Origin of the sequence: Mesorhizobium sp. LCM 4576, assembly GCF_001854815.1 — a bacterium.
Taxonomy (GTDB): Bacteria; Pseudomonadota; Alphaproteobacteria; order Rhizobiales; family Rhizobiaceae; genus Mesorhizobium; species Mesorhizobium plurifarium.
Map to the genome: position 1 here is coordinate 16,976 of NZ_MDDT01000024.1, position 13,269 is coordinate 30,244.

Consider the following 13,269-nt stretch of genomic DNA (forward strand, 5'->3'; position numbering starts at 1 on the left):
TTTTGAGCAGCGTGGGTTTGAGCCCTCGATAGCATCGCGGTGATAACGTTTCGTTAATCACCTTCTCGCCCGGCTGTCGGAAAAGGCGGGTCTTCGGCCTTTGACAGTGCCATTTAATCAAGGCTTCACCGCGTTTTGCTACCGGCTGCAGCCAAGGATAGGTGAGATGCATCTGCTGTTCGCCACATCGATCGTGCCCGATGGCGCTCTCGCCTCGGGCTACGAGATTGCCAATGCCGCGATCATCGACGCGCTGCGACGCGCCGGCGTGCGCGTGACGGTCATCGGCTTCATCTGGCCGGGCAAAGCCCCGTCCGATCCCCAGAACACCATCGTGCTCGACGCCGTCGAGGTTCGCACCGAAAGCGCTTCGGCTTTGCGGAAACTTGCCTGGCTGGGCAAGGCGGTTCTCTCCGGTCTTACCTTCTCCTCCGTAAAGCTGCGTGTCGTTTCCGACGCCGAGGTTCGCGCCGCCATCGAACGCGCCGGTCCCTTCGACGGCTATGTCCTGAATTCGGTGCAGTTCGCTGGCGCCTTCGAGAAGGTTCTAGTCGACCGTCCATTCGTCTTCGTGGCGCACAATGTCGAGCACCGCTCGGCCGAGGAGAATGCGGCCGCGGCCGGCAGCGCGTTGCAGCGCTGGCTGTTCCGCCGCGAGGCCAGGCTCCTCAAGGTCATGGAGGAGCGCCTCTGCGGCGCCGCGCGCTTTGTCTTCACGCTGGCCGAGGAAGACCGCGCGGCACTTGGCGTCGCCTCCGACAGGCGCTCGGCGGTGCTGCCGCTGGTGACCCGGGCGCAAGCGCCGACAAGCAAGGCCAAGCGCCATGTCGAGTGCGACGCCGCGCTGATCGGCACCTGGACCTGGCAGCCGAACCGCATCGGGCTCGACTGGTTCCTGACCAAGGTGGTGCCGCATCTGAAGCCGGATTTCCGCGTCAGGATCGCCGGCAACATGCCTGCAGGGGTCAGTTCGCCGCATCCCGGCGTTTCTTTCGTCGGCAGGGTTCCGGATGCGCAGRCCTTCGTGCGCGCCGCCGCCGTCATTCCCCTGATCAGCACCGCCGGCAGCGGCGTGCAGCTGAAGACCATCGAGACCTTCGAGCTCGRCCTGCCGTCCGTCGCCACCAGCCGCTCGCTGCGCGGCATCGGCTATCGCCCCGACAATTGCGTGGTGACCGACGATCCGATCGCTTTCGCCGCCGCCCTCCAGGCGGCCGCCGCCAATGTCCGCGATGTCGATGGCAGCGCCTTCCATCGCCGCCAGCTCAAGGCGCTCGAGGCCGCGATCGGGCTCGGCCTGGAGAAGCTTGGCGCCGTCAGGCAGGAGGTCGCCGCATGAACATGCACGCCGCGCGCGCCGCCTTCGGCTTCGACACGCTCAAGACCATTCTGGGCATTCCGGTGCTTGCCATACGCTGGGACGAGGCCATCGCCTTGCTCACCAGGCTGATCGACGAGCGCCGCTTCACCAAGGTGAGCTTTCTCAACGCCCACAACGCCAACCTTGCCTGCACCGATCCGGTCTTTGCCGAGGCGCTGGAAAATTTCCTGATCCTTCCCGATGGCGTCGGCGTCGATATGGCGGCAAAGCTGCTTTACGGCGCGCCTTTCCCCAGCAATCTCAACGGCACCGATTTCATCCCGGCCTTCCTGCAGGCCTCGTCGCATCCGCTGACGGTGGCGCTGCTCGGCACGACGCRCGCCAATGCCGAAGCCGCCTGCGCGAAGCTTTCGACGCTCGCCATGCAGCACAAATTCGTCGTGGTCCATGACGGCTTCTTCTCCGCTGCCGAGGAGCCGGCGATCCTCGAGCGCATCGCCAGGCTGCGGCCGGACGTGCTGCTCGTCGCCATGGGCGTGCCGCGCCAGGAATTGTGGATCGAGCGCCACATCGACAGCCGCCATTGCACGCTGCCGGTCGCCGTCGGCGCGCTGCTCGATTTCATGAGCGGCTCGGTGCCGCGCGCGCCGTTATGGCTGCGCCGGTTGCGTCTCGAATGGCTGTTCCGCCTGTGGATCGAGCCCGGCCGGCTGTGGCGCCGCTACATCGTCGGCAATCCGCTCTTCCTGTGGCGCGTCGTCAGGCAGAAGCTGTCGCTCGGGCCGCGGCCGCTGGAGGCGCGCCGGTGAACAGCCGCTTCGTGCCAGGCACCTCCACCGCGATCGAAGCGCTGCCGCGCATGCCTTTGGCCGCGATCGTCACGGCGAGCTACGCGCCGGACTTCGAGCGCTRCCGGCTTTTGTGCGAAACCGTCGACCGCCACGTCACCGGCATGGCGCATCACTACATCCTGACCGAACATCGCGACGTCGCGCTGTTTCGCCAGCTCGAAGGCAGYCGTCGCAGCGTCGTGGACGAACGGGACCTGTTGCCGCGCTGGCTGCGCGTCATTGACGATCCGCTGAGCGGCTTCCGCCGCCGCGTCTGGCTGAGCCTGAAGACGCAGCCGCTGCGCGGCTGGCATGTGCAGCAGCTGCGCCGGATCGCCATTGCCGGGCAGGTGAAGGAAGACGTGCTGGTCTTTTGCGATTCCGACGTCGCCTTCCTGAAGCCGTTCGACGCGAACGCCTTCTGGCGCGAGGGCAAGGTGCGGCTGTTCCGGCGCGACGGCGTGCTGTCGAACGATGGCCATGCCGAGCATCGCATCTGGTCGCGCAATGCCGGTGCCGCGCTCGGCATCGATCCCGCCAATCGATCGAGCCACGACTACATCTCGACGCTGATTGCCTGGCGTCGGGAGACGGTCAACGCGATGTGTGGGCGCATCGAGAAGGTGCACGGCCGCGACTGGGTCGGCGTCGTCGGCTCGGCGCGCCAGTTCTCCGAATGCATGATCTATGGCCGCTACGTCGACGACGTGCTTCAAGGCGCCGGCCATTTCCACGGTTCGGAGGAGTTCTGCCGCGTCCACTGGACCGGCGAGCCGCTCTCGGATGACGAGTTCCGCCGCTTCGTCGACACCATGGCGCCGGAACAGGTGGCGATCGGCATGCAGTCCTTCATCGGCACCGATATCGGCCGCATCCGCCGCCTGATCGGGCTTTCCGCGTAGGGCTTAAATTGCCTTGGCCGGTCGGCGCATGGCCGAATAGGTCAAAAGCATCGAGGCGAGATAGAGCAGCAGGAAGACGATGTTGAGCGACAGGACGAGATTGGCCGTGTCGGGGATCGTCGTCAGCACATAGGTCAAGAGCACCGCCTTCAATCCGGCGAGCAGGCCGAGATTGATTGCCCGCACCGCCGTCTGGCCGCGCGCGAAGAGCAGCTCGGCCTGGTATTCGACGAGGTTGCGCAGGCCAGGCACGCAGACCGCCAGCGCGACCAGCGGCGCTGCCTCGGCGACATTCTTGCCGAGCGCATTCGGGAAGAAGTGCAGCACGATGYCGAGCGAAACCAGCGCCAGCGTCGAGACCAGGAATACGCCGCCCTCTATGCCGCTCTTCACCGCCAGCCGCGACAGAAGCTCCGGCGCCCGCATCATGCGCTGCACCAGCATCATCGAGAAGGTGCGGATCGGGATCGCGGTGAGGTCGACCAGCCGCATGATGATGGCATAGATGCCGGCGAGATGCGGCCCGCCGATCGACAGCACCAGAAGCTTGTCGAACTCCATCTGCAGGTAGAACAGCACTTCGGAGCCTGCGACATAGATGGAATCGGCGAGCCGCCGGAAATAGAGTTCGCTGCGCAGCCGCAGCCGCTGGCGCGGATAGAAGAAGACGAAGGCGACGATGAGCGAGGCGGCGTTGGCGCCGATGTAGAACAGCGACCAGACGCCGATCGTGTGCCGCGCGGCAAGCATGAAAAGGATCGCGCCGACTGCTCTCAGCGCCGTCGTCAGGATGGCGAGGATGGCTGCCCGCCCGAACTTGCCGAGCCCGTTGTTGACGATCAGCACCACTTCGACCGGCCGCCACAGAAGCGCCTCGGCGAAGACGACAGCGGCAAAGGCCGATAGCGGCACGGTGCCGGCGAAGAAGATCAGATAGACGACGTAGGACGCGGCGGCGAGGAACGGCAGCGAGAACAGGCCGAGAAGCAGGAAACCGGCGGTGAAGGTGCCGATCAGGTTGGGGCGGATCGTGGCGGTGCGGTAGAGCGCCGAGATGAAGCCGAAGGCGAGGATGCGCGACAGCATGATGCCTGCGGCCGAGGCGGTCGCGAACATGCCGAACTCGGCGATCGAAAGCGTGTTGGCCAAGGCGATGAAATAGGCGAGTGAAAATACCAGCCGGCCGCCGGCGCCGCTGATCGCCGAGAAATAGTCGAATACCAGTTTCCGGCGGTTGGCCACGAAGTGGCCGATCCGCGCGAGGCTCCGCCTTTGCGGCATGTCGCTGGCCTGGGTCATGTCGGGGCGATAGATAGGCTGGAAAGTTTAACGCGGCGTTCTGGCGCCTGTCCTGGCGGCGCCGAAATGCCGCGAACAAGGCGAGAAACCGTGCGGGCCTGGGTGCAAAATTAACCGTTTGTTTCCTATGCCCGTTTAGCGTGGCTTAACGATTGGCCGACCCGCCGCGCCCAAGCCGCCAGAGAGTAGTTCCAGGACAATGGTCGACAGGGATAACCGTGATGACTGGAGGCGCGAGCGTTCTCTGCTGGCGCTCGGCCAAGCCATGCGTGGCGACGACAACACGGTTTCGATCGGCGAGCGGGCCAATTCCTCCTGGCGCGAGGACGCCGCCGCGCGCCATCGCGCCGCGCGTTCCGAACGCGAAGGGAAGTTGAGCCCGCGGCCCGCCGATACCGGCGGATTTGACGGCGATCAGGCACAACCGGAATCCGAGCCGGTCGCACCCGAACATGACCGGCGCGGAAGGAATCGGTCTGCGTCGCCCGAGCCGTTCTATGAAGCCCCGGCGGAGAGCCAGCAGCCGCATGCGTCCCCCGAACCTCATACGAGCCGGCCATCCGCCGGCGACGATTCCCAGGAATGGAAGCCGCTGATCGACCCGATGCAGGTCGTGCACGGCATCACGCGATCCAGGGCGCTGATCCTGTCGACGACCATCCTGGGCGCCGCGCTCGGCGTCGCCATCGCCTTGTCGACGCCGAAGAAATATGAAGYCACCACCGACGTCATCGTCGACCCGCGCGACCTCAAGCTGACCGACCGCGACCTGACGCAGAACGTGGTCGCCTCGGATGCGACGCTGGCCATTGTCGAGAACCAGGTCCGCATCCTGACTTCGGGCACCGTCCTCAACAAGGTCGTCACCGATCTCAACCTCACCAACGATCCTGAGTTCAACGGCCAGGGCAAGGGCGGCTTCGGCCTGATGTCGACGCTCCGCTCGATCCTGTCGCGGCAGGATGCGGGCGCTGCGGACGAAGCGCGCAAGCGCGCGCTGGCGGTCGGCAACCTGTATGAAAGCCTCGATGTCGAGCGCGGCGGCAAGACTTTCGTGGTCTCGGTCAGCGCCACCACGCAGAACGCCGAGAAATCCGCCCTGATCGCCAACACCATGGTCAAGGCGTTCAAGCAGATCTCCAGCGAGATCCAGTCGAGCACGGCGGGCCGCGCCAATGACGAGCTCACCGCCAGGCTCGACGAATTGCGCAAGGGCGTCGAGACGGCCGAACGCGCCGTCGAGGATTTCAGGGCGACGCACGACCTCGTCGATGCGCAGGGCCACCTGATCAGTGACGACCAGATGCTGAAGCTCAACGAGCAGCTTTCCGTCGCCCGCGCCCGCACGCTCGAGCTCAACGCCCGCGCCGCCTCGGCACGCTCGCTGAACGTCAATTCGGTCCTCAGCGGCACGTTGCCCGAGGAGATCAACTCGAACATGATGAGCGAGCTGCGCTCGCAATATGCGGCGCTGAAGCAGGAAGCCGACCGCGCCGAGGTCAAGCTCGGGCCGCGCCATCCGGAGATCGAGGCGCTCAACGCCCAGCTCGCCGGCGCGCGTGAGCGCATTGGCGCCGAGCTGCAGCGCATCGCATCCTCGCTGCAGGTCGACCTGAAGCGCTCCGTCCAGCTCGAGCAGGACCTGTCCTCGCGCTTGGCGCAGGCCAAGGTGCAGAGCGGCGACGTCAACAACAATCTGGTCTCGCTGCGCGAGCTGGAGCGCGAGGCCGCCGCCAAGCGTTCCGTCTACGAGCAGTTCCTGCTGCGCGCCAAGGAAACCGGCGAGCAGAAGGACATCAACACCGCCAATATCAGCGTCATTTCGGAGGCCTATGCGCCGCTGCAGGCCAAGGGACCGTCGCGTGCGGTGATGGCCCTGGCGGGCCTGTTTGCCGGCCTGTTCGCCGGCATCGGGCTTGGCGGGCTGCGCGGCGTCTATGCGAGCCTGCGCGAGACGGCCGATAGCCGCTCGCGGCGCAGAGTGGGTGAGCGTGCTCCCACGGTGGAGAACACTTCGAACCGTGCAGCTCCGCCGGCGCCGCCGCCGCTCGTAACACCGCCTCCGGCCCCGCCTGTCGCTCCGCCGCCTCCGGCTTTCACGCCGCCGCCATCTCCGGCTCCGGCTTTCACGCCGCCCTCAGCCGCGTCATTCACGCCATCGCCGGCTRCGTCCTACACGACGCCGCCTGCCTCGCCTGCGGCCCCTCCGCCGGTCGCGTCGGCTCCGGCGCAATCCGTCACGCCGCCGGAACCGGCCAATGATGCCGGCCGCCCCGGGCTCTTCGGCTCGCTGGCCTCGGCGCTTCGCTATTTCGTGCGGCGGGAGCCGGCCGAAACGGTGGATTTGGACACTGTTCCGCCCGAAAGCGCCTGGCGCGCGCCTACTCTGGAAGAGCGCTACCCGAAGGCTCAGACATCGGCGCGGGAGAACTTCCGGCCGCCATACGAGCAGGGCTATTCCTATTCCTATCGGCCGGATCATGCGCGGACCGATCCCTACGAGGACCATTATCCGGCTTCGCCGGCATCCTATCATCCGCAACCGCCGGTCCMGGACGACGCTCGCCAGTCGCCCGCCGATCAGGGTGAGATCGACGACATCCGCGCCAGCCTGCGTGAATTCCGCGAGGCGGTGCRCGAGCTGACCGAAAGCCGCTCGCGCCGCCGCTATTTCTAAACCGCCCGTATTTCTTAACCGCCTGACCTTCGATAAAAGCAGTCGGTTTCGGGTTTACGGCATCCGACGACGCTTTGACGGGATTGCCTTGTCGAATTTTCGTGAAAATGCCGCGCGGCATTTCGGCCGATTGCGCCCTGCGCCGGCGGATCGGGATGCGGATTGAGGCATGGGGCATGCATCGATGCGGCCTCGAAACGGAGAGTTCGTGATGACCGAAGTGATTGACGGAAAGCGTGTCGCCGAGGATGTGGTTTCGAAGGTCAAGGCGCTGACGTCGGAGCTGTCGGCCAAGGGAGCCACCAAGCCCGGCCTTGCGGTGGTGATCGTCGGCGAAGACCCGGCAAGCCAGGTCTATGTCGCCTCGAAATCGCGCACCGCCAAGGAATGCGGCTTCCATTCGCTCCAGCATACGCTGCCGGCCGACACCACCGAGGAGCAATTGCTGAAGATCATCGGCGACTTGAATGCCGACAAGTCGATCCACGGCATCCTCGTGCAATTGCCGCTCCCCGGCCATATCGACGCCGGCAAGGTGATCCAGACGATCGCGCCGGAGAAGGATGTCGACGGCTTCCATTTCATCAATGTCGGCAAGCTCGGCACCGGCGAGCTCGAAACGGCCTTCGTGCCCTGCACGCCGGCGGGCTCCATGCTTTTGATCGAGCGCGTGCGCGGCAAGGACCTTTCCGGCCTCAACGCCGTCGTCGTCGGCCGCTCCAACATCGTCGGCAAGCCGATGGCCAATCTGCTGCTCGCCGCCAACTGCACGGTCACCATCGCGCATAGCCGCACCAAAGACCTGCCGGCGCTGGCTCGTACCGCCGACATCCTGGTCGCCGCCGTCGGCCGGCCGGAGATGGTCAAGGGCGACTGGGTCAAGCCGGGCGCCACCGTGATCGACGTCGGGATCAACCRCATCCCCGCGCCCGAGAAGGGCGAGGGCAAGAGCCGCCTTGTCGGCGACGTCGCCTATGCCGAGGCGGCCAAGGTCGCCGGCGCCATCACGCCGGTGCCCGGCGGCGTCGGGCCGATGACCATTGCCATGCTGATGGCGAACACTGTAGCTTCCGCCTACCTCGCGGCCGGGCTGAAGCGGCCGTCCTTCTGATCGAAAGCAGATCCTTGCCGAACCTCACTGCTCCTATCGAACGGCCGATCACGAACGATCCCGTTCAGGGCGGCCGTCAGTTCGGCTTCCTGCTCGTCGACAAGTTCTCGATGTTCTCGCTGGCGGCGGCCATCGACTGCTTCCGCTCGGCCAACCGCCTGCTCGGCCGCGATTTCTATGGCTGGACGACGATTTCGGCCGATGGCGACGCGGTCATGGCCTCGAACGGCCTGCCGCTGAAGATCGACTACTCGGTCGCCGACATGCCGCCGGTCGACATCCTGTTCGTCTCGGTCGGGCTCACCACCGAATTCCCGGGCAAGAGCAAGGTGCTGGCGGCGCTGCGCAGTTGGGGCCGGCGCGGCAATGCGCTGGGCGCCCTGTCGGTCGGCTCTTATCTGCTCGCCGAGGCAGGGCAGCTCGACGGCTACCGCTGCACCATCCACTGGGAGAACCGCGCCGGCTTCATGGAGCGTTTCCCCGACATCAACTGCACCGGCAATGTCTTCGAGATCGACCGCAAGCGCTACACCTGCGCCGGCGGCACCACCTCGATCGACCTGATGCTGGAGATCGTGCGCGGCGATTTCGGCTCCAACCTCGCCAATGGCGTCGCCAACCAGTTCCAGCACGAGCGCATCCGCTCGGCCGGCGACCGCCAGCGCGTCGGACCGGAGCGCGACCTCACCGGCAAGTCGGAAAAGCTGAGGCGCATMGTCGAATTGATGGCCGACCATCTCGACGAGCCGCTGTCCGCGGTGCAGCTCGCCAAATCGGCGGGCCTGTCGGTGCGCCAGGTCGAGCGCCTGTTCCTGCGCCATCTGAGCGTGACGCCCGGCCGCTATTACATGCGGCTGAGGCTGGAGCGGGCGCGCGAATTGCTGCGCCAGACCAACATGCCGATCCTCGATGTCGCCATCGCCACCGGCTTCACCTCGCACTCCTATTTCGCGCAGAGCTATCGGCTGCAGTTCGGTCGCCCGCCATCGGAAGAGCGGCGCACCACTTATTAGAGCGCTCCGCCTTTCACCCTCGGCCGGGCTTGTTTCCAGGACCCGCCTCAAATAGCTTTCGCAGCGCGGACGAGGGTTGCTCTCAGGAGATTTTCATGGCGGGACTGATACGGAGCGCCGCTGCGGCGGTCCTCCTTTTGTCGATGACCACGTTTGGCTTTGCCGCCAACAAGGTCATCATCATTCTCGATGCGTCGGGCTCGATGTGGGCGCAGATCGACGGCAAGCCGAAACTGGAGATCGCGCGTGAATCGCTGCGCACGGTGCTGCAGTCGGTTCCGGCCGACGACGAGATCGGCTTCATGGCCTACGGCCATCGCACCAAGGGCAGCTGCGACGACATCGAGCTGATCGTGCCGCCGCAGGCCGGCTCCGCCAGCGCCATTTCGGCGGCGGCCGACAGCATGAAATTCCTGGGCAAGACGCCGCTCACGGCCGCCGTCAAGCAGGCCGCCGAGGCGCTCAAATACACCGAGGACAAGGCAACCGTGGTGCTGATCACCGATGGCCTGGAGACCTGCGGCGGCGATCCCTGCGCGCTCGGCAAGGAGCTGAAGGAAAGCGGCGTCGATTTCACCGCCGATGTCGTCGGCTTCGGCCTGACCGCCGACGAGGGCAAGCAGATCGCCTGCCTCGCCGAAAACACCGGCGGCAAATACATTCAGGCCTCCGACGAGAAGGCGCTGCAGGAAGCTCTGGTCGAGACCGTCGCGGCTCCGGCGCCGGCACCTCAGCCAGCTCCCGAACCGGCACCGGCTCCCGCGCCGAAGGCAGCGGAGGTCGACTACAATCTCATCCCGACGGCGCTGCTGAAGGATGGTGGCGAGGCGCCGAAGTCCGACGTCTATTTTGAAATCTTCAAGGACGACGCCAAGGGGACCGGCGGCGAGCACGTCGATTACGGTTATAACACCRTCAAATTCCACCTTGACGCCGGCAACTACATCGTCGTCGCCACCAGCGGCGCGGCCAAGGCGGAGCAGAAGGTCTGGCTGACGGCCGACAAGGCGACGGAACCGGCGCTCAACCTGAACGCCGCGGAGATATCCATCCATGCCCGACCGGCGCCGGGCGCCGATATCGACCGCGGGGCGCAGATCAGCATCGCCTATCCCGGAGGCACCTCGGACGCCAATTACGGTGAGGTCAAGTTCGTCGTCCCGACCGGCGAGACCAAGGTCACCGTCAGCCTGGGAGCCGGCCAGGCGAGCGAGACGATGCAACTCGTCGCCGGCCAGGTTGTCGACAAGGACATCATCGTCGGCGTYGGCAAGGCCAAGGCCAATGCCTTCTACACCCAAGGCGGGGAGAAGGCCGGCACGGACGTGTCCTGGAAAGTATACAAGGCCGCCAAGAAGCTCGATGGCACCCGAGACCAGGTGACTTATGCCTACGGACCCGACAGCCAGTTCGACCTGCCGCCCGGCGACTATGTGATGGGCGTCGACGTGCAGGCCGTGTCCGCTGAGCAGCCTTTCAGCGTGACGGTCGGGCAGATGGCGGATGTCAACGTGACGCTGAATGCCRGTGTCGTGGCGGTCGACGCGCCAGGCGCCGATGGCTTCAAGATCTTCGAGGCCAAGAAGAACATCCAGGGCGAGCGCAAGCAGGTGACCTACGCCTATGGCGAAAAGATGCAAACGACGCTTGCCGCGGGCGACTACGTGCTGGTGACCAACTTCACCACCGACAAGGCCGACAAGGAAACGCCCTTCACCGTCAAGGCCGGCGAGCGCAACGAGCTCACCGTGCAGTAGGCGCGCAGCCTGCCTGCGTTCCARCTATCGGCATTCCGCCAATGGCTCGCGGAATGCCATCTCGGTTGGCAGATCCCATGCCTTGGCGGTTGGCCGAGACGCCTATCGCGGTCGTCATCCACGGGCGGAGCAAGGAGCGAAGCGACGCGCGCAGACCCGAGGATCCATGCCGTGACCCGGAAGCGCCGCGGCAGTCCACAATTCTGCACCGTTGCACACTTCGGTCCAGGTAACGGCATGGATTCCAGGGTCTGCGCGCGTCGCTTCGCTCCTTGCTCCGCCCTGGAATGACGAGGTTCAGGAGCCTTCGGCTCATCGCCAGCGTTTACGCTGACTAACCCCAAACGGACGTTGATAGCTTGCCCGACAAGCCTGCAATCTTTCAAAATTACTGCGCAGAGGAATTAGCTCCTTCATGAGATCGCTGTAGCCCGCAGCCTTAGAACTTAAGCACCTTCACGCCGCTAAGTTGCTTTTCACATGGATCTRGGTCAGGCGCTTCCGAACGCCGCCGCCYCATGATCGGCACGGCCGACCAGCTGGCGGAAGCCTGCGAACAGCTCGCGGCCGAAGCCGAACTCGTTGCCGATGAGATCGGCGTCGGCCGTGCGGCGCAGCGCGAACTCGGTTCCCTGCACCAGAACTTCGAGCGTGCCGGCATCGGCATCGAGTCGAATGATGTCGCCGTCGTGGATCCTGGCGATGGGTCCATCCTCGACCGCTTCCGGCGTCACATGGATCGCCGCCGGCACCTTGCCGGAGGCGCCCGACATGCGCCCATCGGTCACCAGCGCCACGCGCTGGCCGCGATCCTGCAGGATGCCGAGCACGGTGGTCAGCTTGTGCAGTTCCGGCATGCCGTTGGCCTTCGGGCCCTGGAACCGGATGACGGCGATGAAATCGCCGGTAAGCTGACCGGCCTTGAAGGCGTCGTTCAGCGCCTGCTGGCTGTCGAACACCTTTGCCGGCGCCTCGATGACGCGCCGCTCGGGCTTCACGGCGGAAGTCTTGATGACGGCGTGGCCGAGATTGCCGCCAAGCACTTTCAGGCCGCCTGTTGGCTGGAACGCTTTCTTGACTGGCGCCAGCACCTTCTCGTCACCGCTGTTGAGAGGTGCCGCTTCGCGCACCACGCCGCCGTCGTCGCCAAGCCTCGCCTCGACCGTGTAAGGCCGCAGGCCTTCGCCCCACACAGTCTGCACGTCCTCGTGCAACAGGCCTTCGTCGAGCAGCTCGCGGATCAGGAAGCCGAGCCCGCCTGCGGCGTGGAAATGGTTCACGTCGGCAAGCCCGTTCGGGTAGACGCGCGCGAGCAGCGGCACGGCCTCCGACAGGTCGGAAATGTCCTGCCAGGTCAGCGCGATGCCGGCCGCCGCCGCCATGGCGATCAGGTGGATCGTGTGGTTGGTCGAGCCGCCGGTGGCGTGCAGGCCGACCACGCCGTTGACGATCGAACGCTCGTCGATCATGCGCCCGACCGGCGTATAGGCATTGCCGAGCGCTGTGATCGCCAATGCGCGCTTCGCCGCTTCCCTGGTCAGCGCGTCGCGCAGCGGCGTGCCCGGATTGACGAAGGAGGCGCCGGGCGTATGCAGGCCCATGATCTCCATCAGCATCTGGTTGGAATTGGCGGTGCCGTAGAAGGTGCAGGTGCCTGGCCCGTGATAGGACTTAGACTCCGCCTCCAGAAGCTCGGCGCGGCCGACCTTGCCTTYGGCATAAAGCTGCCGGACCTTGGCCTTCTCGTCATTCGCCAGCCCGGTCGTCATCGGCCCCGCGGGGATGAAGACGGCCGGCAGATGCCCGAAGGTGAGCGCCGCGATCACCAGCCCGGGCACGATCTTGTCGCACACGCCGAGGAAGACGGCCGCGTCGAACATGTTGTGCGACAGGCCGATCGCCGCCGCCATGGCGATCACGTCACGCGAGAACAGCGACAGCTCCATGCCGGGCTGGCCCTGCGTGACGCCGTCGCACATCGCCGGCACGYCGCCCGCCACCTGGGCGATGCCGCCGGCCTCACGCGCGGCTTCCTTGATCAGCGCCGGGAACGTTTCGAAGGGCTGATGTGCCGACAGCATGTCGTTGTAGGAGGTGATGATGCCGAGATTCGGCACGCGGTCGCCGCCAAGCGCGATCTTTTCCGACGGGCTGCACACTRCAAAGCCATGGGCGAGGTTGCCGCAGCCCAAAACCGCGCGGTTGGCGGTGCGGCTGGAAGCCTCCGCGATGCGGCCGAGATAGGCTTCGCGGCCGGCTTTCGAACGGTGGCGGATGCGTTCCGTGATGGCTTCGATATCGCGTCTGGCTGTCATGGTCCGTCCTTTCGAGCCCGGCGACGTCCTCCCTCTGCCACCGG

At 65.7% G+C, this 13,269-nt stretch carries 9 protein-coding genes; 7 read left to right on the forward strand and 2 right to left on the reverse strand.

Annotated elements, in window-relative coordinates; all coding sequences use genetic code 11:
• Positions 1-166: 166 nt before the first annotated feature.
• The 3 genes from LCM4576_RS13165 to LCM4576_RS13175 are packed head-to-tail and all read left to right on the forward strand — an operon-like array spanning position 167 to position 3,053.
• On the forward strand, positions 167-1,339 hold the full coding sequence (locus tag LCM4576_RS13165) for a glycosyltransferase (protein ID WP_071032489.1): 1,173 nt from the start codon (positions 167-169) through the stop codon (positions 1,337-1,339).
• Positions 1,336-2,130, forward strand: a complete 795-nt coding sequence (locus LCM4576_RS13170) for a WecB/TagA/CpsF family glycosyltransferase (protein ID WP_071032490.1) — start codon at positions 1,336-1,338, stop codon at positions 2,128-2,130. The genes LCM4576_RS13165 and LCM4576_RS13170 overlap by 4 nt, the downstream gene beginning before the upstream one ends.
• Entirely contained in the window at positions 2,127-3,053 is a 927-nt protein-coding gene (locus tag LCM4576_RS13175; protein ID WP_071032491.1) for a DUF6492 family protein, read from the forward strand. The genes LCM4576_RS13170 and LCM4576_RS13175 overlap by 4 nt, the downstream gene beginning before the upstream one ends.
• A 3-nt stretch (positions 3,054-3,056) precedes the next feature.
• Here the strand turns inward: LCM4576_RS13175 and LCM4576_RS13180 are convergent, their stop codons facing one another.
• Complete coding sequence (locus LCM4576_RS13180) at positions 3,057-4,352, reverse strand: lipopolysaccharide biosynthesis protein (protein WP_071032492.1); 1,296 nt, start codon at positions 4,350-4,352, stop codon at positions 3,057-3,059.
• A gap of 199 nt (positions 4,353-4,551) precedes the next feature.
• Here LCM4576_RS13180 and LCM4576_RS13185 point away from each other — a divergent pair, with 199 nt between their 5' ends.
• The 4 genes from LCM4576_RS13185 (at position 4,552) to LCM4576_RS13200 (ending at position 10,910) form a co-directional block, all read left to right on the forward strand.
• Positions 4,552-7,029 carry a GumC family protein gene (locus LCM4576_RS13185; RefSeq protein ID WP_071032493.1) on the forward strand — a complete coding sequence of 826 codons (2,478 nt, stop codon included), beginning with the start codon at positions 4,552-4,554 and terminating at the stop codon, positions 7,027-7,029.
• Positions 7,030-7,240: 211 nt separating this feature from the next.
• Positions 7,241-8,140, forward strand: a complete 900-nt coding sequence (gene folD, locus LCM4576_RS13190) for a bifunctional methylenetetrahydrofolate dehydrogenase/methenyltetrahydrofolate cyclohydrolase FolD (protein ID WP_071032494.1) — start codon at positions 7,241-7,243, stop codon at positions 8,138-8,140.
• Positions 8,141-8,154: 14 nt separating this feature from the next.
• Positions 8,155-9,153 (forward strand): GlxA family transcriptional regulator, encoded by a 999-nt coding sequence (locus LCM4576_RS13195; protein ID WP_040988147.1) that lies wholly within the window; start codon positions 8,155-8,157, stop codon positions 9,151-9,153.
• A gap of 95 nt (positions 9,154-9,248) precedes the next feature.
• Positions 9,249-10,910, forward strand: a complete 1,662-nt coding sequence (locus LCM4576_RS13200; RefSeq protein WP_071032495.1) for a VWA domain-containing protein — start codon at positions 9,249-9,251, stop codon at positions 10,908-10,910.
• A 491-nt stretch (positions 10,911-11,401) separates the two neighbouring features.
• On the opposite strand, the gene edd is transcribed toward LCM4576_RS13200, so the two are convergent.
• Entirely contained in the window at positions 11,402-13,225 is a 1,824-nt protein-coding gene (gene edd / locus LCM4576_RS13205; RefSeq protein WP_071032496.1) for a phosphogluconate dehydratase, read from the reverse strand.
• Between the last annotated feature and the right edge of the window lie 44 nt (positions 13,226-13,269).